Raw genomic sequence first — 20,846 nt, 5'->3', positions numbered from 1 at the left:
TGGGCTTATGTCCAGCTCCGCGCCCCCGCCCTCCGCCCTCGCCCACCGGGTCCCCGACCTGGGGGCCATGGTGCTGCTGCTCGCCGTCGCACGGCACGGCAGCCTCGGCAGGGCGGCCCGGGACGTCGGCATCAGCCAGCCCGCCGCCTCCGGCCGCATCCGGTCGATGGAGCGGCAGCTCGGTGTCGCGCTCCTGGACCGTTCACCGCGCGGCTCCCGGCTGACGGACGCGGGCGCCCTCGTCACCGACTGGGCGCGCCGGGTCGTCGAGGCGGCCGAGGCGTTCGACGCGGGAGCCCAGGCGCTGCGGGACCGCCGGGACTCCCGGCTGCGGGTCGCGGCGAGCATGACCATCGCGGAGTACCTGCTGCCGGGCTGGCTCATCGCGCTGCGGGCCGAGCGGCCCGGCACCGCCGTCTCGCTGCTCGCGGGGAACTCCGCGGCGGTCGCCCTGCGGCTGCTGGCCGGTGAGGCGGACCTCGGTTTCGTCGAGGGGCTCTCGATACCGGAGGGCCTCGACGGCACCGTCATCGCGCACGACCGGCTCGTCGTCGTGGTCGCCCCCTCCCACCCGTGGGCCCGCCGGGAACGGCTGACGCCGGGGGAGCTGGCCACGACGCCGCTGATCCTGCGGGAGCACGGCTCCGGCACCCGTCAGGTCCTGGACGCCGCGCTGGCCGTGCACGGCGGACTGGCGCGCCCCCTGCTCGAACTCTCCTCGACCACCGCGGTGAAGGGGGCCGCGCAGAGCGGGGCGGGCCCCTGCGTCCTGAGCGAACTGGCGCTGGGCGAGGAGCTCTCGGCGCGGCGCCTGGTCAAGGTCCCGGTCGCGGGCGTCCGGCTGCGCCGTCAGCTGCGCGCGGTCTGGCCCGCCGGGCACCGGCCCACGGGCCCCGCCCGCGACCTGCTCTCCCTGACCGCCCGGGAGACGGGCACCTGACCGAAGGGTCCGCCGCGCCGCCGCGACGGGCCCGCCTCGCGAGGAGGGGCACGCCGATTCGGGCACCGGCGCCGTCCCGCTCGGGGGCCGGGCCGCCGGGCGGCCCGGCCCCCGGGGAACGACCTCCCCGGCCCGACGGCCCGACGGTTGCGGCCGCGCGCCGGGGACGGCCCCCGCGTGTCAGACCGACGGTACGGCCGCCCCGCGACGGGCCGCCGCCACCAGGGCCCGCATGACGCGGAGGTCGTCGCCCATCTCCGGGTGCCACTGGACCCCGAGCACCCACGGGGCGCCCGGCAGCTCGATCGCCTCCACGGTGCCGTCCGCCGCGTGCGCGGAGGCCACCAGACCCGGGGCGAGCCGGTCCACGGCCTGGTGGTGGTAGGTGGGTACGGACGCCTCCTCGGGCACGAGCGAGGCGTACAGCGTGCCCGGCACCGGCGTCACCGTGTGCTCGCCCAGGACCCCGGTCTTCCCGAACGGGCCCGCGTGGCCGTCCAGGTGCTGGGTCAGGGTGCCGCCCAGCGCCACGTTGAGCAGCTGCATTCCGCGGCAGATCCCGAGCACCGGGGTTCCGGCGGCCCTTGCCGCGCGCAGCAGGGCCACCTCCCAGCTGTCGCGCTCGTGCGCGGGCGGGCCCGTCCTGAAGTCGCGCTCCGCGCCGTACAGTCCGGGATCGACGTCCGCCCCGCCCGCGATCACGAGACCGTCCACCCGCGCGACGACGTCCGCCGCCTTCGCGGGGGCGTCCGGGGGCAGCAGGGCGGCCAGTCCGCCGGAGCGCTGGACCAGCTGGGGGTAGGCGGAGGGGAGCACCGCCGCGGGGAGTTCCCAGACGCCCCAGCGAGCCGCCGGCTCCAGATAGGTCGTGACGCCGATGAGCGGTTCGTGCATGGTGCGGTCCCTCCGGCGGCCGGTCTGCGGGCCGGCCCGGTGCAATGGTGTTGCGTCATACCTTTGTTCGTCCCCGGCCGCCGCGCAAGAGCAGTGATCCGGAAGGGCTGGATCAAGCCAGGAAGCCGCGGAGCAGCGCCGCCGTCCCCGCGCAGTGCTCGCGCATCGCCGCCCGCGCGCCCTCCTCGTCGCCGTCGAGCACCGCGCGGACGAGGGCGGTGTGCTGGTGCTGCGAGTGTTCGAGGTTCCGCACCAGCAGGGGGATGCAGTCCAGGAGGTCGTTGACGCCCGCCCGTACGGCCGCGTACCGCTCCGCGAGGGAGGGGGAGCCGGAGAGCTCGGCGAGCGTCAGATGGAAAAGGGTGTCGATCCTGCGGTAGTCGGGCAGAGGTGCCTCGTGTGTCGCCGCCAGAGCCGTACGCAGCCGCTCCGCCCCCTCGTCGTCGAGGCCGCGCGACGCGCAGAGCCCGGCCGCCCCCGACTCCAGGACCTCGCGGAACAGCAGGACGTCCTCCAGGTCCACGTCCGCCACCCGGCGGCGCAGCTCGTCCCCGTCGGCCGGGCCGGTGCGGGGCAGGACGAACGTACCGCCGTAGCGGCCGCGCCTGGCCTCGACGAGCCCCTGGTCCTGGAGCACCTTCAGCACCTCGCGCAGCGTGACGCGGCTGATGCCGAGGAGCCCGGCCAGCTCGCGCTCCGCCGGCAGCCGGCCTCCGCCGGGCACGAGGCCGAGCCGGACCACCTGGAGGATCTGCTCCAGCGCCTCCTCGAAGCCGTTGCCCGCGCGGACCGGCCGCAGCGCCGGAAGCAGCCTGCCGGCGGGTTCGCTCTCCCCGGTCTCCTCCGCCACGTCCTGATCCCCTTCCCCCCAATGGTTTTCTCCCATACCTTAGACCGGCTGACCGAACGAGGAGTATTCCCGTGGCAGACCGAACACCCCCGCTGGGGACCGACGAGCTGCGCGTGCTGGTGGAGCGCGGTGAGATCGACACCGTGGTCCTCGCCTTCCCGGACATGCAGGGCAGGCTCCAGGGCAAGCGGTTCGCGGCGTCCTTCTTCCTCGACGAGGTGCTGGAGCACGGAACGGAGGGCTGCAACTACCTGCTGGCGGTCGACACGGACATGAACACCGTCGACGGGTTCGCGATGTCCTCCTGGTCCGACGGTTACGGCGACTTCGCGATGCGTCCCGACCTGACGACCCTGCGCCGGATCCCCTGGCACGAGGGGACGGCCCTGGTCATGGCCGACCTCGCCTGGGACGACGGTTCGCCGGTCGTCGCCGCGCCCCGCCAGATCCTCCGGCGGCAGCTGGAACGGCTCGCCGCGCACGGACTGACCGCCCACGTCGGCACGGAGCTCGAGTTCATCGTCTTCAAGGACACCTACGAGCAGGCGTGGGACCGCGACTACCGCGGCCTCACCCCGGCCAACCAGTACAACATCGACTACTCGGTCCTGGGCACCGGCCGTGTCGAACCGCTGCTGCGCCGCATCCGCAACGAGATGGCGGCGGCCGGGCTCACCGTCGAGTCCGCCAAGGGCGAGTGCAACCCCGGCCAGCACGAGATCGTCTTCCGCTACGACGAGGCCCTCGTCACCTGCGACCAGCACGCCGTCTACAAGACCGGTTCCAAGGAGATCGCCGCCCAGGAAGGCGTCTCGCTCACCTTCATGGCCAAGTACAACGAGCGCGAGGGCAACTCCTGCCACATCCACCTCTCGCTCCAGGACGCCGGCGGGCACAGCGTCATGGCGGGCGACGGCGGCACGATGTCCCCGGTGATGCGGCACTTCCTGGCCGGCCAGCTCGCCGCCCTGCGCGACTTCTCCCTGCTGTACGCCCCGAACATCAACTCCTACAAGCGTTTCCAGCCGGGCTCGTTCGCCCCGACCGCCGTCGCCTGGGGCCACGACAACCGCACCTGCGCCCTGCGCGTCGTCGGACACGGCCGCTCGACACGCTTCGAGAACCGGCTGCCCGGCGGCGACGTCAACCCGTACCTCGCGGTCGCCGGCCTCGTCGCGGCCGGGCTGCACGGCATCGAGAACGAGCTGGAACTCCCCGACGCCTGCGAGGGCAACGCCTACACCGCCGGATACGAACAGGTCCCCGCCACGCTCCGCGAGGCCGCCGCCCTCTGGGAGAACAGCGAGCTGGCCAGGGAGGCCTTCGGGGACGACGTCGTCGCGCACTACCGCAACATGGCGCGTGTCGAACTGGACGCCTTCGACGCGGCGGTGACCGACTGGGAGCTCCGCCGCTCCTTCGAACGCCTGTGAGGAACCCCGTGACCCACGAACACCGTGTCCTGAACCCGGCGACCGAGGAACTCGTCGCCACCGTCCCCGCGACCACCCCCGCCGAGGTCGACGCGGCCGTCACCCGGGCCACCGCCGCCCAGCGCACCTGGGCCGCCCTCGCCCCCGCCGACCGCGCCCGGCTGCTGCGCCGCTTCGCCGTCCTCGTCGACGAGCACGTCGAACGGCTGGCCCGGCTGGAGGTCACCGAAGCGGGACACACCCTGGGCAACGCCCGCTGGGAGGCGGCCAACGTACGCGACCTGCTGGACTACGCCGCCGGGGGAGTGGAACGCCTGACCGGGCGCCAGATCCCCGTACCGGGCGGGATCGACGTCACGTTCCTCGAACCGCTCGGCGTCGTCGGCGTCATCGCCCCGTGGAACTTCCCCATGCCGATCGCCGCCTGGGCCACCGCCCCCGCCCTCGCCGCCGGCAACGCCGTCCTCCTCAAGCCGGCCGAGACCACCCCGCTCACCGCCCAGTACCTGGCCCGGCTCGCCCTCGAGGCCGGCCTCCCCGAGCACCTCTTCCAGGTGCTGCCAGGCGCGGGTGACGTGACGGGCGACGCCCTGGTCCGACACCCCGGCGTCGCGAAGATCGTCTTCACCGGGTCGGCCCGGGTCGGCAAGCGGATCATGGCGAGGTGCGCGGACCGCGTGAAGCGGCTGACCCTCGAACTCGGCGGCAAGAGCCCCAACATCGTCTTCGCCGACGCCGACATCGAGGCGGCCGCGGCCGCCGCCCCCATGTCGTTCCTGGACAACGCGGGCCAGGACTGCTGCGCCCGCACCCGCGTCCTGGTCCAGCGGTCCGTGTACGACCGCTTCCTGGAACTCCTCGTCCCGGCCGTCGCCTCCGTCGTGGTGGGCGACCCGTCGGACGAGAAGACGCAGATGGGCCCGCTGATCTCGCTGGCCCAGCTGGAACGCGTCCGCGGATTCGTCCCGGACGGCGCGGACGGCATCCGGGGCAGCGCGCCCACCGGCCCCGGCTTCTGGTTCCCCCCGACCGTCCTCACCGGGATCGCCCCCGACGCCCCCGTCGCCACCGAGGAGGTCTTCGGCCCGGTCGCCGTCGTCCTGCCCTTCGAGGACGAGGACGACGCGGTGCGGCTGGCCGACGCCACCGAACACGGCCTGGCCGGCTCGGTCTGGACCCGCGACGTGGGCCGCGCCCTGCGGGTCTCCCGGGCGGTCAGGGCCGGGAACCTGTCCGTCAACTCCCATTCCGCCGTCCGCTACTGGACGCCCTTCGGCGGGTACAAACAGTCCGGACTCGGCCGCGAACTGGGGCCCGACGCCCTCGCGGCCTTCACCGAAACCAAGAACGTCTTCATCGGCACGGAGGCCTGAGCACACATGACCACCGACACCGGGAACATCTGCCGCCGCCTGACCGGCCGCACCGCCGTCATCACCGGGGCCGGCAGCGGCATCGGCCTGGCCACCGCCCGCCGGCTGGCGTCCGAGGGGGCCCACGTCGTCTGCGGCGACATCGACGAGAGCGCGGGCCGGGCCGCAGCCGAGGAGGCGGGCGGCACCTTCGTACGCGTCGACGTCACCGACCCCGGCCAGGTCGAAGCGCTCTTCGCGACGGCCCACGACACCTACGGATCCGTCGACATCGCCTTCAACAACGCGGGCATCTCACCGCCCGAGGACGACTCGATCCTCACCACCGGGCTGGAGGCCTGGAAACGCGTCCAGGACGTCAACCTCACCTCCGTGTACCTCTGCTGCAAGGCGGCCCTCCCCTACATGCGGCGCCAGGGACGCGGCTCGATCATCAACACCGCCTCCTTCGTGGCGCGGTTGGGCGCGGCGACCTCCCAGATCTCGTACACCGCGTCCAAGGGCGGCGTCCTCGCCCTCTCCCGTGAACTCGGCGTGCAGTTCGCCCGCGAGGGGATCCGGGTCAACGCCCTGTGCCCCGGGCCGGTCAACACCCCGCTGCTGCGCGAGCTGTTCGCCAAGGACCCGGAGCGGGCCGCCCGCCGGCTCGTGCACATCCCCCTCGGCCGGTTCGCCGAGGCGACGGAGATCGCGGCCGCGGTCGCGTTCCTGGCGAGCGACGACTCCTCGTTCGTCAACGCCACCGACTTCCTCGTCGACGGCGGGATCTCGGGAGCGTACGTGACGCCGCTCGACTGAGGCCCCCGCGCGGCGGGCCGGAGCCCGTGCCACGGTGCGGCTCGCCGGGAGGACCGGTGCGCCGCGCCGGTCACCCCGGCCGGCGCGTGCTCCCTGGGCGGCGTCCTACAGGAAGGTGCGGCCCTCGCCGCGGTACGTCGGCACGGTGGCGGTGATCCGCTCGCCCTCGATCAGCCGCAGCTCGTCGAAGCGCTCGCACAGCTCACCGGCCTTGGCGTGCCGGAACCACACCTTGTCACCGATCAGCAGATCGTCCGCGGCGGCGCCGAGCAGCGGTGTCTGGACCTCGCCCGGGCCCTCCTGCGGGTCGTAGCGCAGCCCTTCGGGCAGGTAGGGAACCGGCAGCCGGTCCGCTCCCGCCGCCCCGGACGCCGGATAGCCCCCGCCGAGCACCGTCACCACGCCCACGCCCGGCCGCCGCACCACGGGCTGGGCGAACAGCGCCGCCGGACGGCCGGTGAACGAGGTGTAGTTGTCGAACAGCCTCGGCACGTAGAGCCCCGAGCCCGCCGCGATCTCGGTCACCGCCGGCTCGGCCGCGGTGTGCTGCACGCTGCCCGTGCCGCCCCCGTTCACGAACTCCAGGCCGGGTGCCACCGCGCGGACCGCCCGCACGGCCTCCGCGCGCCTGGCCGCCAGCTCCTTGCGGGCCGCGGCCTGCATCAGCCGGACCGCACGGGAGCGGAACGGCCTCCCGGCCACCGAGTCGCCCACACCCGCGACATGGCCCTCGTACGCCATCAGCCCCACCAGCCGGAAGCCCGGCCTGCGTTCCACCGAACGCGCCAGATCGGCCAGTCGGGCGGGGGAGTGGAGCGGGGAACGCAGCGCGCCGACCCTGACCCGGCCGCCGAGCAGCCGCAGCGAGGTGTCCAGCTCCAGGCAGACCCGGATCTCCTCGGTGCCTCCGGCCCGCGCGGCGTCGATGAGTTCGAGCTGCGCCTGGTCGTCCACCATCACCGTCACGGCCGCCGCGAGCTTGGGATCGGCGGCCAGTTCGGCGTACGCGGACCGGTCGGCCGACGGATAGGCCAGCAGTACGTCGTCGAATCCGGCGCGGGCCAGCCACAGCGACTCCGCGAGGGTGAACGACATGATCCCGGCGAAGCCCGGACGCGCGAGCACCCGTTCCAGCAGGGCGCGGCAGCGCACCGACTTGCTCGCCACCCGGACCGGCTTCCCGCCCGCCCGGCGCACCAGGTCGTCGGCGTTGGCGTCGAAGGCGTCGAGATCGACGACGGCCACCGGGGCGTCGAGATGGGCGGTGGCCCGGTTGTAACGGCTCCGGTCAGCGGCGCGGACAGTCATGGCCGAAGCTTGCCAGACCGTCCGTACCGCTGGGTAGGGGACGTTCGGTGCAGATCGTCCCGCACCCTCCGTCCCGTTCCCACGGGATGCCGTCCACCCCGTAGAGTGACCGTCACACGACCGACCGACGGGCCGCGTGGGAACGGCGGTCCGTGGCCGGTGCGGGGACGTGGACCAGGGGGACGGATGAGTACCGAAGCGCAGCGCGCTCCAGTGCCGCCCCGCCCGGCCTTCCCGCCCCCCATACCCGGCAGCGGCCCCGCCTCCACGGCCCCGCGTCCAGGACCCGCTTCATCCTCGGACCGGCGTTCCGGACCCACGTCGTCCTCGGTACCGCGTCCGGAGCGAACGCCGTCCGGCCCGCGCCCGGAGCCCGAGCCCCCGGCCGTGCGTCCGGAGCCCGCCCGGCCCGGGCCCCCGGCCCCGGAGCCCACCCCGCCCGGCCCGCGTTCCGGACCCACGCCACCGGGCCCGCGTTCCGAGCCCGCACCGCCCGGCCCGCGTTCCGAGCCCGTACCGCCGGTGGAGACGACCACCCGGCTGCGTCCCGTGCCGCCCGCGTACCCCGGCCCGCCGCCCGCCCCCCACTCCGGCCCGCCGCCCGCCCCCCACTCCGGTCCGCCGCCCCGGCCGCCGGCGCCCCCCGGCCCGCCGCCACCGCCCGCCGCCACCAGGTACAGGCCCGTCGGCGCGGTGGACCTCACCCCGCGCCCCGGCGCCACCCCGGCCCCGCCCGGCGCGTACTACGGGTACGCGGAGACCCCCGTCGAGACCACCACCCGGCTGCGCCCCGTCACCGCCCGGAACCCCTCCAGGACCGTGGCGGCCGCTGTCTGCGCCGTGCTCGGGCTCGGGCTCATCGGCGGCGCGGTCACCGGCAGCTGGCTCACCGGCGACTCCGCCGCGGAGCCCGGCGACGGCAGCGCGTACACCGTGGGCCGCTCCGTCTGGCACAGCACACCCGTCGACACCCTCTTCCCGCGCACCCTCAAGGGCGACGGCGCGGGCCCCGGTTCCACCGACCGGGTCTGGACCAGGGTCGCCGTCGCGAGCGACAGCGGCTGCGCGGCCGGTCTGGACCCGCTCCTGCTCAAGACGCTCGCCCCGGTCGGCTGCGAACGGCTGGTGCGCGCCACCTACACCGACGCCACCCGCAGCAGCGTCACCACCGTCGGCATGGTCTTCACCGAGGCGGGCACCGAGGCGATGAGCGCGCTCAGCACCCGGTTCACCACCCAGCGCCTCGCCGCCCGGTCCGACCTGATGCCGCGCACCTACCCGGCCGAGGGCACCGTCGCCGCCGGATTCGGCGAACAGCAGCGCGCCAGCTGGACGGTGCACGTCCTGACCGAGGTGCCCGTCGTCATGTTCTCCGTCTCCGGCTTCGCCGACGGCCGTACGGTCGCCGCACCGCAGCCCGCGGCGGCGGCCATGGCCGACGGTGCCACGACGGCCCCCGCCCAGGCGGGGCTCGGCCACGAGGCGAAGGGCGTCGCCGACCGGATCGAGCGCGCCCTGCGCAGGACCGTCACCGACCTCACGGAGAGGCCGAAATGACCCGGCCCCGCAGGCTCAGGGCGCTCGCCGCCGTGGCCACGGCCACCGCCTTCGCGCTGCTGCCCGCCGTGCCCGCGCACGCGGACGCCATCCGCGACCAGCAGTGGGGCCTCGAAGCCCTGCACACCGGCACGGCCTGGCGGACCACCAAGGGCGAGGGCATCACGGTCGCGGTCCTGGACACCGGGGTCGACGGCGACCACCCCGACCTCGCGGGCCAGGTGCTCCCGGGCAAGGACCTCATCGGCTTCGGGGCCGGCCGCGGTGACCGCGCCTGGGCCCTGCACGGGACCGCGATGGCCGGCATCATCGCCGGCCGCGGCAACGGCCCCGGGCGGGCGGACGGCGTGCTCGGTGTCGCCCCGGACGCGAAGATCCTTCCCGTGCGGGTGATCCTGGAGTCCGGCGACCCGTCGCGCACTAAGGCCCGCGAGTCACGCGGGTCCGCGCTCGCCGACGGCATCCGCTGGGCGGCCGACCACGGCGCCGACGTCATCAACCTCTCCCTCGGCGACGACAGCGAGTCGGCCCACCCGGAACCCGGTGAGGACGCCGCCGTGCAGTACGCCCTCGGCAAGGGTGTCGCCGTCGTCGCCTCCGCGGGCAACGGCGGGGAGAAGGGCGACCGGGCCTCCTACCCCGCCGCCTACCCCGGTGTGATCGCCGTCACGGCCGTCGACAAGTACGGCACGCACGCCGCGTTCTCCACCCGCCGCTGGTACGCCACCGTCAGCGCGCCCGGCGTCGACATCGTCGTCGCCAACCCCGACCAGCACTACTACATCGAGTGGGGCACCTCCGCCGCGTCGGCCTTCGTCTCCGGTGCGGTCGCCCTCGTGCGCGCCGCGCACCCCGGCCTCTCGCCCGCGCAGATCAAGACCCTGCTCACGGACACCGCCCGGGACGCCCCCGCGGCCGGCCGCGACGACGCCAGGGGGTACGGCCTGGTCGACCCCGCCGCCGCGATCGAGGCGGGGGCGAAACTGCGCCCGGACGGTCCGGGCGCGCGGGCCGCCGAAGCCGGCTACCGCGAGCAGTACTTCGGTTCCGGCCCCGACCCGAAGGAGGACGACCGGAACCCGGCCGGCTGGCTGGCCCCCGCGGCCGGCGGCCTCGGGGCCGTACTCCTCGCCCTGGCCGTGGTGCTGTGGCGCGGCAGGAACGGCGGTGGAAGGAACAGCGGAGGCCGGAACACGGGCGGCAGGAACGGCGCCGCGCCCGGGTACGGGTACGGCACCTTCCCCCCGGGCCCCTTCCGCTGAGGGCACGGCCGGCCCCCACCCGTGTGACGGTCCGCGTTTCCCGGCCCGCGCGGCCCCGTCGCACGGGTCGGGAAACGCGGGCACCCACGACACCGGCCCCACGACGGAACGGCGGCCCCGGGGCCCGGCCCGCCCGGCGCGGGCCTCAGCCCGATCCGGTCGCCGACGCGGTCACGCCCACCGCCGCCTCAGCGGCCGACTCCACGAGCGCGATGCCCGCCTCCTTCGTCGCGTGCCCCCGCGACAGCACCGCCACCAGCACGGTCCGCCCGCCGCTCTCCACCCGACCGATGCTGTTGACGTCCCACAGACCCGTCGTCGTACGGGGCATCCAGCCGTTCTTCAGCACGGCGCCGGTGCCCGCGGCGGACACACCCCACCGCTGGTCCGCCTCCACCTCGCCCATCAGCTCCGTGACGTACGCGCGAGAGGCCGCCGAGAGCGCCGGACCCGTCCCGGTCACGGCCTCCAGCAGCCGCACCTGGTCCGCCGCCGTGGTCTGGGTCAGCCCCCACGCGTGGGCGGCCTTCGTCCCGGTCAGACCCAGCCGCTCGTTGGCCGCGTCCAGCCCGTCCTCGCCGCCGATCACCCTGAGCAGCGCGGTGGCCGACGCGTTGTCGCTGCGCCGGATCATGGCCTCCGCGTACGCCTGCTCGGCGCCGCTCAGCTCCCTGCCCTCGTCCTGGGCCAGGAGCAGCAGGGCCGCCAGGATGTCCACCTTGACGATGCTCGCGGAGTCGTAGGCCCCGTCGCCGTACGCGGCACCCGCGCCGCTCTCCGTGTCCAGCACGGCCACCGACACATCGGCGCCGTCCGCCAGGGACGCCAGCGCTCCCGCCAGTTCCGCGTCGAGATCCACCTCGGGCTCCTCACTCCCGCCCGCCACCGCGGGCGGGCTCGACGCGGAGGATACGGCGGACACGGCCGGGTGCGCCCCACCCGGTGGACGACCCACCAGGTACGCGCCTCCCACGGCGGAGCCGGCCAGCAGGACGGCGGCGGTCACGAGGGCGGACACCGCGGGCCTGCGTGTTCTGTGACGGGGCATGGCCCGGACGCTAGGCGGCGCGGCTGGCAGCAGCCTGTGCCCGACCTGTCGCCCAGGTGGGAGAGCCGACCCACTACGCTCGTCCCGTGGCGCTCAAGAACATCCCGGACCCCGGTTTCTCCGACGACGACGGCACGGCCTCGCCCGAACTGACGGCTGCCCTCGCGGGCTGGGCCGAGGACCGGACGGCCGTGGGCCCGGTCCTCGCCGCCCTCCGCGGCGCCCGGCTGCTCGTCCCCGTCGTCGCCGTCCTCGGCGAGGTCGAGGAGGACGAGAACGGGCTGCGCCGGGAGAAGACCAGCGACATGGCCGTGCCGACCCTCCGGGCGGGCGACCGGCGTGCCCTGCCCGCCTTCACCTCCACCGCCTCACTGGCCCGCTGGGACCCGCAGGCACGCCCCGTCGCCGTACCCCTGCACCAGGCGCTCCAGGCCGCCGCGCACGAGAAGGCGGACACGGTGGTGCTCGACATGGCGGGGCCCGTCGCCTTCGAACTGACCGGCCCGGCCCTGCTGGCCCTGGCCGAGAACCGCACCAGCGCGGACCCGCTCGACGACCCCGCCGTCGTCTCCGCGGTGCGCGAAGCGGTCGCGGACGAGCCGGCGGTGCTGCGCGCCCACCTCGGCCCCGGCCGGGCCGACGGCACCCTCGCCCTGGTCCTCGCGCCGGACGCGGTGGTCGCCGACGCCGCGCGCCGGGTCGCCGACGCGCTCTCGGCCAGCGAGGTGCTGCGCGCCCGGCTGGTGCGCGGGATCGACCTGGCCCTGCTGCCGGCCGACGCCGAGGCGCCGGGCGCCCCCCTCTTCGTCCGCTGAGCCGGGGCGCCGGGCGCCCCCTGTCCGTCCGCGGACGCACGCGAGCCCGCCGCCTGCGGACAGGGGGCGGGCTCGTCGGGCGGCCGGGGTGACCGGCCGGAAAGATCAGCCGTAGACGGGTCCGGTGTACTTCTCGCCCGGGCCCTGGCCGGGCTCGTCCGGTACGAGCGAGGCCTCGCGGAAGGCCAGCTGGAGCGACTTCAGGCCGTCGCGCAGCGGCGAGGCGTGGAACGTGCTGATCTCGGTGGCGCTCGCGTCCAGCAGCCCGGCCAGCGCGTGGACCAGCTTGCGGGCCTCGTCGAGGTCCTTGTGCTGCTCGCCCTCCTCGGTCAGGCCGAGCTTCACGGCTGCCGCGCTCATCAGATTGACGGCGACGGTCACGATCACCTCGACCGCGGGAACCTCCGCGATGTCGCGGGCCATGTCGTCGAAGCCGGGGTTCTCGGTGCTGGGAGTGGTCGTGTCGCTCATGACCCACACGATAAGGCCACCGCGGCCCGCTCCTTCCTGCGGGAGCCGCCCGGACAGCGGGTTCGCCGTACCCCGGGGGAGCTGCTAACCTTGTGTAACGACCGGCCGGACATCTATGTGCTCGGCCCACAAGTGGAGGCTCCGATCTCCCACCTGACCGTCCTCCGGGACGGCGGGTCACCGGTCAGGTGGCAGCCATCGTTCCGTACGGACGATGGGGCCGCCCGATTGCGCCCCGCGGTTGCACGCGGCGGTGTTCCGGTAGTTCCTGGAGCCCCGCCTGTGTCCCGTCCGGGGCATTTCTGCTTTCCCGGCTCGGTTGGTCTCACAGAAGAAGACGTTACGCGGCTGTCCGCCAGGCGGTCGCGTGGTGCTACCGAGGAGGATCCATCAGCGCCGAGCCCCGCATCAACGACCGGATTCGCGTTCCCGAGGTGCGACTTGTCGGTCCCAGCGGCGAGCAGGTCGGGATTGTCCCGCTTGCCAAGGCCCTGGAGCTCGCACAGGAGTACGACCTCGACCTGGTCGAGGTGGCGGCGACAGCCCGTCCCCCCGTGTGCAAGCTCATGGACTACGGGAAGTTCAAGTACGAGTCGGCCATGAAGGCCCGTGAGGCGCGCAAGAACCAGGCGCACACGGTCATCAAGGAAATGAAGCTCCGGCCGAAGATCGACCCGCACGACTACGACACCAAGAAGGGTCACGTCGTCCGGTTCCTCAAGCAGGGGGACAAGGTCAAGATCACGATCATGTTCCGCGGTCGTGAGCAGTCCCGCCCCGAGCTGGGCTTCCGGCTGCTCCAGCGTCTCGCTTCGGACGTCGAGGACCTCGGGTTCATCGAGTCGAACCCGAAGCAGGACGGCCGGAACATGATCATGGTTCTGGGCCCGCACAAGAAGAAGACCGAAGCCATGGCCGAAGCCCGCGAGGCCCAGGCCGCCCGCAAGGCCGAGCGTCAGGGTTACACCCCCGACGCCGAGGCCGGCGGTGACACCGCTGAGGCCCCGGCCGCAGCGGCCGAGGCTCCGGCCGAGACACCTTCCGAGGCGTGACCTCCGGGGGCCGCCATCCAGGCGCCCCCGGGTCCCTCGGAAACCACCCAAAGATCTGACGCCCCTGCAGTCCGGTGCCCGCACCGTGAGGGGCGCCACTGACGAGGAGATAACGGCGCGATGCCGAAGAACAAGACGCACAGCGGTGCCAGCAAGCGCTTCAAGATCACCGGCTCCGGCAAGGTGCTGCGCGAGAAGGCCGGCAAGCGCCACCTGCTCGAGCACAAGTCGTCCAAGAAGACCCGCTCGCTGACCGGCACGGTCGTCGTGGCTCCGGCCGACGCCAAGAAGGTCAAGAAGCTTCTCGGCAAGTGAGGCGTCGCCTCCGGTGAAACCGGGGGCACGACCTCGATCCGACCGGGACCAATTCGTTTCCGGGCCGGGTGAGTCTGAACTGCGACCATCCGACCCCGCTGCAAGGAGTTAAAAGTGGCACGCGTCAAGCGGGCAGTAAACGCCCACAAGAAGCGCCGGGCGATCCTCGAGGCCGCCAGCGGTTACCGCGGTCAGCGTTCGCGCCTGTACCGCAAGGCCAAGGAGCAGGTCACCCACTCCCTGGTCTACAACTACAACGACCGCAAGAAGCGCAAGGGCGACTTCCGTCAGCTCTGGATCCAGCGCATCAACGCGGCCGCCCGCCAGAACGGCATGACGTACAACCGCCTCATCCAGGGTCTGAAGGCCGCCAACATCGAGGTGGACCGCAAGATCCTGGCCGAGCTCGCGGTCAACGACGCCAACGCGTTCGCCGCCCTCGTCGAGGTCGCCCAGAAGGCCCTCCCGAGCGACGTCAACGCCCCGAAGGCCGCCTGATCCAGGCAGCGCTTCCGTCGTTCCGCCGTTCCACCGCGTTGAGCCGGACCCGCAGGCGTGTGCCGTCTGCGGGTCCGGTGCGTTGCACCACGTGCCGCGTACGCAGTCAGCCGTGCGCGGTGTGACGTACGCGGAGAAGCCGACTTACGCAGAGAGGCTCGCCGCCGACCATGGCCACCCCTGAACTGATCTCCGCGCGATCGCCGCGAATCGCCGCCGCCCGCCGGCTGGCCAGGCGCAACTTCCGCGGCAAGGAGCGCAGGTTCATCGCCGAGGGGCCGCAGGCCGTACGGGAGGCCGCCGCGCACCGGGGCGGCGACGGCGAGCCCACCCTGACCGAGCTGTTCGCGACCGTCGAGGCGGCCGGCCGGTACGCCGACATCATCGACGCGGCCCGCGCCGCCGGCGCCCGCGTGCACCTCGCGGACGCCGACGTGCTCGCCGAGGTCTCGCAGACCGTCACCCCCCAGGGGCTGATCGGCGTCTGCCGCTTCCTGGACTCGCCCTTCGAGGACATCCTCGCCGCCCGGCCCACCCTGGTGGCCGTCCTCGCCCACGTGCGCGACCCCGGCAACGCCGGCACGGTGCTGCGCTGCGCGGACGCCGCCGGGGCGGACGCCGTCGTGCTCACCGACGCCTCCGTGGACCTCTACAACCCCAAGTCGGTCCGGGCGTCCGTCGGCTCGCTCTTCCATCTGCCGGTGGCCGTCGGGGTCCCCGTGGAACAGGCCGTGCGGGGGCTCCGCGACGCCGGGGTGCGCATCCTGGCGGCCGACGGCGCCGGCGAGGACGACCTCGACGACGAACTCGACGCGGGCACCATGGGCGGGCCCACCGCCTGGGTGTTCGGCAACGAGGCCTGGGGCCTCCCGGAGGAGACCCGCGCCCTCGCCGACGCCGTGGTCCGGGTCCCGATCCACGGCAGGGCCGAGAGCCTCAACCTCGCCACCGCCGCCGCCGTGTGCCTCTACGCCTCCGCGCGGGCCCAGCGCCCCCGGCGCACGGGCTGATCCACGCACCCCCACCGATCGATACGGGCCACACCCCGCCGGTGCCCGCCCCGAGGGTGTCGCCCGGCCGCCGGTGCCTAGTAGGGTGACGAACTCGGGGGCCCACTGCACCGGTTCGAGAGGTGGGGTACGGGAAGATGGCTGTCGGCATGAGCAGGCCGCGGGCGACAGACACGGCCGCCGTGCGCGCCCTCCCCGACGGGAACGGCGGGAGCCGGGCCGTGGGGGACCCCGCGACGGGCATCGGCACCGACGACCTGCCCGACGGTCTCGTCGTCGCCGACGAGAACGGCAAGGTCATCTGCTTCAACGCGGCGGCGGCCCGGATCACCGCCACACCCGGCGACACCGCGCTCGGCCGCTCCCTGGACCAGGCACTGCCCCTGGAGGACCTCAAGGGACGCCGCTGGTGGGACCTGACCGACCCCTACGGCGGTCTCGCCACCCGGGTCGGCCAGCCCGAGCGCAACCTGCTGCTCCCCGGCGGCCGTGAGGTCCTGGTCTCCGCACGGTACGTCCGCGAGAGCCCCACCGGACCGGTCCGCCGGGTCGTCGTATCCCTGCGCGGCACCGAGGCCCGCCGCCGCACCGAGCTCAGCCACGCCGAGCTCATCGCCACCGTCGCCCACGAACTGCGCTCGCCGCTGACCTCGGTCAAGGGCTTCACCGCGACGCTCCTGGCCAAGTGGGAGCGGTTCACCGACGACCAGAAGCGGCTGATGCTGGAGACCGTCGACGCGGACGCCAACCGCGTCACCCGGCTCATCGCCGAACTGCTCGACATCTCCCGGATCGACTCGGGCCGCCTGGAGCTGCGCCGCCAGCCCGTGGACATCTCCGCCGCCGTCGAACGCCACGTCCAGGCGCTCACCGCGAACGGCCAGGCACCCGACCGCTTCCTCGTCCACACCCGGCAGCCGCTGCCCGCGCTCTGGGCCGACCCCGACAAGGTCGACCAGGTGCTGGGCAACCTCCTCGAAAACGCGGTGCGCCACGGCGAGGGAACTGTCACCATCGAGATCGCCCCCGCGCCCGCACCGGCGAAGAGCGCGGAGAACGGAACGGCGGTCACAGTGAGCGACGAAGGTCCCGGCATCCCCGAGGAGTCGATGGCCCGCGTCTTCACCCGCTTCTGGCGGGGCAGCAAACGCGGCGGGACCGGCCTTGGCCTGTACATCGTCAAGGGCATCGTCGAGGCGCACGGCGGCACCATCACGGTCGACCGCGCACCCGGGGGCGGCGCGGAGTTCCGATTTATCCTGCCCGTGAGCGCGCCGGCCTACCTGGCCTGAGCCGCCCACGGGCTTCTTCGCCCCCGGCGGCCCCGTAGACTCGACTTTTGGCACCTTTGCGTCCTCAGTCGTCGAACCAGGGTCGCCACCAGCCAATCGGAAGCACGGGAAGAGATGTCGGCACCGAACAAGTCGTACGACCCAGTCGAGGTCGAGGCACTGAAACCGGAAGAGATCGAGCGCATGCGGGACGAGGCGTTCGCCGCCTTCGCCGCCGCGGGTGACCTCGACGCGCTCGCCCAGGCGAAGACCGCGCACACCGGTGGTACCTCGCCCCTGTCGCTCGCCAACCGCGAGATCGGCGCCCTGCCGCCCCAGGCCAAGGCCGAGGCGGGCAAGCGCGTGGGCCAGGCCCGCGGCGCCGTCTCCAAGGCGCTGGCCGCCCGCCAGGCCGAGCTGGAGGCCGAGCGTGACGCCCGGGTGCTGGTCGAGGAGGCGGTGGACGTCACCCTGCCCTACGACCGCGTCCCCGCCGGTGCGCGCCACCCCCTGACGACCATCATGGAGCGCGTCGCCGACGTCTTCGTCGCCATGGGCTACGAGGTCGCCGAGGGGCCCGAGGTCGAGGCGGAGTGGTTCAACTTCGACGCCCTGAACTTCGTGCCGGACCACCCGGCGCGGCAGATGCAGGACACCTTCTTCGTCCGGGGCACCGACGGTGCCGGGGGCGACGAGTCCGGCGTCGTGCTGCGTACGCACACCTCGCCCGTCCAGGCCCGTTCGCTGCTCAGCCGCAAGCCCCCCGTCTACGTGGTCTGCCCCGGCCGGGTCTACCGCACCGACGAGCTCGACGCCACGCACACCCCGGTCTTCCACCAGATCGAGCTGCTCGCCGTCGACGAGGGCCTCACCATGGCCGACCTCAAGGGCACCCTCGACCACATGGTCCAGGCGCTCTTCGGCGCGGACATGAAGACCCGGCTGCGGCCGAACTACTTCCCGTTCACCGAGCCGTCCGCCGAGATGGACATGGTCTGCTACGTCTGCCGCGGCGAGTCCGTCGGCAACCCGGACCGCCCCTGCCGCACCTGCGGCAGCGAGGGCTGGATCGAGCTCGGCGGCTGCGGCATGGTCAACCCGAAGGTGCTCGTCGCCTGCGGGGTGGACCCCGAGAAGTACAGCGGATTCGCCTTCGGGTTCGGCATCGAACGGATGCTGATGTTCCGCCACAACGTGGAGGACATGCGAGACATGGTCGAGGGCGACGTCCGGTTCACCCGGCCGTTCGGGATGGAGATCTGATGCGCGTCCCGCTTTCCTGGCTGCGGGAATACGTCGACCTGCCGGCGACGGAGACCGGCCGTGACGTACAGGCCAAGCTCGTCTCCGTCGGCCTCGAGGTCGAGACCGTGGAGCAGACCGGCACCGGGCTCAAGGGCCCGCTCGTCGTCGGACAGGTCCTGACCATCGAGGAGCTGGAAGGCTTCAAGAAGCCCATCCGCTTCTGCACCGTCGACGTCGGCACCGCCAACGGCACCGGTGAACCGCAGGAGATCGTCTGCGGCGCCCGTAACTTCGCCGTCGGCGACAAGGTCGTCGTGGTCCTCCCGGGCGCCGTGCTGCCCGGTGACTTCGCGATCGCCGCGCGCAAGACGTACGGCAGGACCTCGCACGGCATGATCTGCTCGACCGACGAGCTGGGCATGGGCGACGACGGCACGCACGGCATCATCGTGCTGCCGCCCGAGTACGAGCCCGGCACCGACGCGATCGAGCTCCTGGAGCTCGTCGACGAGGTCCTGGACATCGCCGTCACGCCGGACCGCGGCTACTGCCTCTCGATGCGCGGGGTCGCCCGTGAGACCGCCATCGCGTATGGCCTGACCCTGCGCGACCCGGCGCTCCTGGACGTGCCCCCGCCCAACGCGCACGGCTACCCGGTGAAGGTGTCCGACCCCATCGGATGCGGCAACTTCACCGCGCGTACGGTCACCGGCCTGCGCCCCGAGGCGCGCTCCCCGATCTGGATGCAGCGCAGGCTCCAGAAGGCCGGTATGCGCACGGTCTCGCTGGCCGTCGACATCACCAACTACGTGATGCTGGAGCTCGGCCAGCCGCTGCACGCCTACGACCGCACCCGGGTCGCCGGGACGATCGGGGTCCGCCGCGCCGCCCAGGGCGAGAAGCTCACCACGCTCGACGGCGTCAAGCGGGTCCTGGACGCCCAGGACCTGGTCATCACCGACGACCGCGGGCCGATCGGCCTCGCGGGCGTCATGGGCGGTGCCGACACGGAGATCGCGGACACGGCCGAGGAGGCCGGCACCACCGAGGTCGTCATCGAGGCCGCGCACTTCGACGCGATCTCGATCGCCCGGACCGCCCGCCGCCACAAGCTGTCCTCCGAGGCGTCCAAGCGCTTCGAGCGCGGCGTCGACCCGCAGGCCGCCGCCGCTGCCGCGCAGCGCACCGTGGACCTGCTGGTCCTCCTCGCGGGCGGCACGGCCGAGGCCGGCGTCACGGAGATCACCGCCCCGTCGGCACCCCGCACCATCGCGATGCCGGCGAACCACCCCGACCGGGTCGCCGGTGTCGCCTACGGCCGGGAGACCGTCGTACGCCGCCTCCAGCAGGTCGGCTGCGACGTCTACGGCCAGGACGAGCTCATCGTCACCGTGCCGTCCTGGCGCCCCGACCTCGCCGAGCCGAACGACCTGGCCGAGGAGGTCATCCGGCTGGAGGGGTACGAGAACCTCCCCTCCACCCTGCCGACGCCGCCCTCCGGGCGCGGGCTGACCGACCGCCAGCGGCTGCACCGCCGCATCGGCCGGGCACTCGCGGGCGCCGGGTACGTCGAGGCGCTCAGCTACCCGTTCATCGGCGACGCCGTCCTGGACCAGCTCGGCCTGGACAAGGACGACGCCCGCCGCCGTACGGTCACCCTCGTCAACCCGCTCTCCGACGAGGAGCCCTCGCTCCGCACCACGCTGCTGCCGGGCCTGCTCGGCACACTGCGGCGGAACGACGGCCGCGGCAGCCACGACCTGGCGCTCTTCGAGACCGGTCTGGTCTTCCGGCCGACCGGCGAGGAGACGAAGGCCGTGCGGCTGCCCGTCGACCGCCGTCCCTCCGACGAGGAGATCGCCGCCCTGGACGCGGCGCTCCCGCGGCAGCCGCGGCGCGCCGCCGTCGTGCTGGCGGGCGCCCGTGAGCAGGCCGGCTGGTGGGGCAGGGGCCGTCCCGCCGACTGGGCGGACTCCGTCGAGGCGGCGCGTGCCCTCGCCCGTGAGGCGGGCGTCGAGGTCACCGTCCGTGCCGACCGGTACGCACCGTGGCACCCCGGCCGCTGTGCCGCGCTCTACGTCACGGTCGACGGCACGGAGACCCTCTTCGGGCACGCGGGCGAACTGCACCCGCGCGTCGTCAAGGAGCTCCACCTGCCCGAGCGGACCTGTGCCATGGAGGTCGAGCTCGACGTCCTGGAGCAGGCCGTCGACGGCGCGCTCCAGGCGCCCCGGATCTCCACCTTCCCGGTGGCGACCCAGGACGTCGCTCTCGTCGTCGGCTCGGACATGCCGGCCGACGCGGTGGAGAAGGCGCTCCGCGAAGGCGCGGGACCCCTGCTCGAATCGCTCCGGCTCTTCGACGTCTTCACCGGCGAGCAGATCGGTGAGGGCCACAAGTCCCTGGCGTACGCGCTGCGGTTCCGGGCCCCGGACCGCACGCTGACCGTCGAGGAGGCCTCCGCGGCCCGGGACGCCGCGGTCGCCCTGGCGGCCGAGCGCACCGGCGCGGTGCTGCGCGGCGCGTAGCCGCCCACCAGGTGGGAAGGGGCGTATCCGGCCACCGGATACGCCCCTTCCGCTCTCGCCGGACGGCCCCCGGGACCGCACACGGCCCCGCTGTCGTCGGGGCAGCGGGCCGCGCGGTCCGGCACCGCCCGTCCGGCCACGGAGTGTCGGGCAGGCCGGCGGGACGGACGGCGCGGGG

19 protein-coding genes are annotated in these 20,846 nt (G+C 73.8%); 14 read left to right on the top strand and 5 right to left on the bottom strand.

Annotated features, from left to right (window positions below):
- Window positions 1-7 precede the first annotated feature (7 nt).
- Window positions 8-940, top strand: coding sequence for a LysR family transcriptional regulator (locus tag ACFVS9_RS13115; protein ID WP_383113379.1), 933 nt, complete (start codon window positions 8-10; stop codon window positions 938-940).
- A 180-nt stretch (window positions 941-1,120) separates the two neighbouring features.
- Here the strand turns inward: ACFVS9_RS13115 and ACFVS9_RS13110 are convergent, their stop codons facing one another.
- Together ACFVS9_RS13110 and ACFVS9_RS13105 are read right to left on the bottom strand one after the other, a co-directional pair.
- Window positions 1,121-1,834 carry a gamma-glutamyl-gamma-aminobutyrate hydrolase family protein gene (locus ACFVS9_RS13110; RefSeq protein WP_383113378.1) on the bottom strand — a complete coding sequence of 238 codons (714 nt, stop codon included), beginning with the start codon at window positions 1,832-1,834 and terminating at the stop codon, window positions 1,121-1,123.
- Between the two features lie 112 nt (window positions 1,835-1,946).
- Window positions 1,947-2,720 carry a FadR/GntR family transcriptional regulator gene (locus ACFVS9_RS13105; protein ID WP_383113377.1) on the bottom strand — a complete coding sequence of 258 codons (774 nt, stop codon included), beginning with the start codon at window positions 2,718-2,720 and terminating at the stop codon, window positions 1,947-1,949.
- A 35-nt stretch (window positions 2,721-2,755) separates the two neighbouring features.
- On the opposite strand from ACFVS9_RS13105, the gene ACFVS9_RS13100 reads away from it, so the two are divergent.
- The 3 genes from ACFVS9_RS13100 to ACFVS9_RS13090 are packed head-to-tail and all read left to right on the top strand — an operon-like array spanning window position 2,756 to window position 6,288.
- Entirely contained in the window at window positions 2,756-4,117 is a 1,362-nt protein-coding gene (locus ACFVS9_RS13100) for a glutamine synthetase family protein (RefSeq protein ID WP_389931814.1), read from the top strand.
- Window positions 4,118-4,125: 8 nt separating this feature from the next.
- Entirely contained in the window at window positions 4,126-5,490 is a 1,365-nt protein-coding gene (locus ACFVS9_RS13095; protein WP_389931812.1) for an aldehyde dehydrogenase family protein, read from the top strand.
- Between the two features lie 6 nt (window positions 5,491-5,496).
- Complete coding sequence (locus ACFVS9_RS13090; RefSeq protein ID WP_389931811.1) at window positions 5,497-6,288, top strand: 3-oxoacyl-ACP reductase; 792 nt, start codon at window positions 5,497-5,499, stop codon at window positions 6,286-6,288.
- Window positions 6,289-6,393: 105 nt separating this feature from the next.
- Here the strand turns inward: ACFVS9_RS13090 and ACFVS9_RS13085 are convergent, their stop codons facing one another.
- Entirely contained in the window at window positions 6,394-7,596 is a 1,203-nt protein-coding gene (locus ACFVS9_RS13085; RefSeq protein WP_383113373.1) for an amino acid deaminase/aldolase, read from the bottom strand.
- Between the two features lie 693 nt (window positions 7,597-8,289).
- On the opposite strand from ACFVS9_RS13085, the gene ACFVS9_RS13080 reads away from it, so the two are divergent.
- Both ACFVS9_RS13080 and mycP read left to right on the top strand, forming a co-directional pair.
- A complete protein-coding gene (locus ACFVS9_RS13080; protein ID WP_389931809.1) occupies window positions 8,290-9,153 on the top strand; it encodes a hypothetical protein in 864 nt (287 codons plus the stop codon).
- Window positions 9,150-10,415: a type VII secretion-associated serine protease mycosin gene (gene mycP / locus ACFVS9_RS13075; protein ID WP_383113371.1), complete on the top strand. Its 1,266-nt coding sequence runs from the start codon at window positions 9,150-9,152 to the stop codon at window positions 10,413-10,415. Before ACFVS9_RS13080 ends, mycP begins: the two co-directional genes overlap by 4 nt.
- Before the next feature lie 145 nt (window positions 10,416-10,560).
- Here mycP and ACFVS9_RS13070 read toward each other — a convergent pair whose 3' ends face one another.
- Complete coding sequence (locus ACFVS9_RS13070) at window positions 10,561-11,463, bottom strand: serine hydrolase (protein ID WP_389931808.1); 903 nt, start codon at window positions 11,461-11,463, stop codon at window positions 10,561-10,563.
- Window positions 11,464-11,549: 86 nt separating this feature from the next.
- On the opposite strand from ACFVS9_RS13070, the gene ACFVS9_RS13065 reads away from it, so the two are divergent.
- The gene (locus ACFVS9_RS13065; RefSeq protein WP_389931806.1) at window positions 11,550-12,278 is read left to right on the top strand and encodes an SseB family protein; all 729 of its coding nucleotides are present in this window, start codon (window positions 11,550-11,552) and stop codon (window positions 12,276-12,278) included.
- 105 nt (window positions 12,279-12,383) lie between these two features.
- On the opposite strand, the gene ACFVS9_RS13060 is transcribed toward ACFVS9_RS13065, so the two are convergent.
- Entirely contained in the window at window positions 12,384-12,749 is a 366-nt protein-coding gene (locus ACFVS9_RS13060; protein WP_383113368.1) for a DUF1844 domain-containing protein, read from the bottom strand.
- Between the two features lie 389 nt (window positions 12,750-13,138).
- Here ACFVS9_RS13060 and infC point away from each other — a divergent pair, with 389 nt between their 5' ends.
- The 7 genes from infC to pheT all read left to right on the top strand — a co-directional run bounded on the left by infC (window position 13,139) and on the right by pheT (window position 20,668).
- Complete coding sequence (gene infC, locus ACFVS9_RS13055) at window positions 13,139-13,801, top strand: translation initiation factor IF-3 (RefSeq protein ID WP_383113418.1); 663 nt, start codon at window positions 13,139-13,141, stop codon at window positions 13,799-13,801.
- Window positions 13,802-13,921: 120 nt separating this feature from the next.
- Window positions 13,922-14,116, top strand: a complete 195-nt coding sequence (gene rpmI / locus ACFVS9_RS13050) for a 50S ribosomal protein L35 (RefSeq protein WP_099176763.1) — start codon at window positions 13,922-13,924, stop codon at window positions 14,114-14,116.
- Between the two features lie 114 nt (window positions 14,117-14,230).
- Window positions 14,231-14,614: a 50S ribosomal protein L20 gene (rplT, locus tag ACFVS9_RS13045; RefSeq protein WP_003970214.1), complete on the top strand. Its 384-nt coding sequence runs from the start codon at window positions 14,231-14,233 to the stop codon at window positions 14,612-14,614.
- A gap of 170 nt (window positions 14,615-14,784) precedes the next feature.
- Window positions 14,785-15,624, top strand: a complete 840-nt coding sequence (locus ACFVS9_RS13040) for a TrmH family RNA methyltransferase (protein ID WP_383113367.1) — start codon at window positions 14,785-14,787, stop codon at window positions 15,622-15,624.
- A 137-nt stretch (window positions 15,625-15,761) separates the two neighbouring features.
- Window positions 15,762-16,916: an ATP-binding protein gene (locus tag ACFVS9_RS13035; RefSeq protein WP_389931804.1), complete on the top strand. Its 1,155-nt coding sequence runs from the start codon at window positions 15,762-15,764 to the stop codon at window positions 16,914-16,916.
- A 114-nt stretch (window positions 16,917-17,030) separates the two neighbouring features.
- Window positions 17,031-18,158 carry a phenylalanine--tRNA ligase subunit alpha gene (gene pheS / locus ACFVS9_RS13030; protein WP_383113365.1) on the top strand — a complete coding sequence of 376 codons (1,128 nt, stop codon included), beginning with the start codon at window positions 17,031-17,033 and terminating at the stop codon, window positions 18,156-18,158.
- Complete coding sequence (gene pheT, locus ACFVS9_RS13025; RefSeq protein WP_389931803.1) at window positions 18,158-20,668, top strand: phenylalanine--tRNA ligase subunit beta; 2,511 nt, start codon at window positions 18,158-18,160, stop codon at window positions 20,666-20,668. Before pheS ends, pheT begins: the two co-directional genes overlap by 1 nt.
- Window positions 20,669-20,846 lie beyond the last annotated feature (178 nt).

It is taken from the genome of Streptomyces sp. NPDC058008, from assembly GCF_042886395.1.
Lineage (GTDB): Bacteria > Actinomycetota > Actinomycetes > Streptomycetales > Streptomycetaceae > Streptomyces.
Note: the sequence above shows the minus strand (reverse complement) of the source record. Positions and strands in the feature narration are given on the sequence as shown.

Bases quoted from the DNA above. Each gene is read 5' to 3' on its own strand.
- ACFVS9_RS13115 (WP_383113379.1), top strand. From the start codon at position 8: ATGTCCAGCTCCGCGCCCCCGCCCTCCGCCCTCGCCCACCGGGTCCCC.
- ACFVS9_RS13110 (WP_383113378.1), bottom strand. From the start codon at position 1,834: ATGCACGAACCGCTCATCGGCGTCACGACCTATCTGGAGCCGGCGGCT.
- ACFVS9_RS13105 (WP_383113377.1), bottom strand. From the start codon at position 2,720: ATGGGAGAAAACCATTGGGGGGAAGGGGATCAGGACGTGGCGGAGGAG.
- ACFVS9_RS13090 (WP_389931811.1), top strand. From the start codon at position 5,497: ATGACCACCGACACCGGGAACATCTGCCGCCGCCTGACCGGCCGCACC.
- ACFVS9_RS13085 (WP_383113373.1), bottom strand. From the start codon at position 7,596: ATGACTGTCCGCGCCGCTGACCGGAGCCGTTACAACCGGGCCACCGCC.
- mycP (WP_383113371.1), top strand. From the start codon at position 9,150: ATGACCCGGCCCCGCAGGCTCAGGGCGCTCGCCGCCGTGGCCACGGCC.
- ACFVS9_RS13070 (WP_389931808.1), bottom strand. From the start codon at position 11,463: ATGCCCCGTCACAGAACACGCAGGCCCGCGGTGTCCGCCCTCGTGACC.
- ACFVS9_RS13060 (WP_383113368.1), bottom strand. From the start codon at position 12,749: ATGAGCGACACGACCACTCCCAGCACCGAGAACCCCGGCTTCGACGAC.
- rpmI (WP_099176763.1), top strand. From the start codon at position 13,922: ATGCCGAAGAACAAGACGCACAGCGGTGCCAGCAAGCGCTTCAAGATC.
- ACFVS9_RS13040 (WP_383113367.1), top strand. From the start codon at position 14,785: ATGGCCACCCCTGAACTGATCTCCGCGCGATCGCCGCGAATCGCCGCC.
- ACFVS9_RS13035 (WP_389931804.1), top strand. From the start codon at position 15,762: ATGGCTGTCGGCATGAGCAGGCCGCGGGCGACAGACACGGCCGCCGTG.
- pheS (WP_383113365.1), top strand. From the start codon at position 17,031: ATGTCGGCACCGAACAAGTCGTACGACCCAGTCGAGGTCGAGGCACTG.
- pheT (WP_389931803.1), top strand. From the start codon at position 18,158: ATGCGCGTCCCGCTTTCCTGGCTGCGGGAATACGTCGACCTGCCGGCG.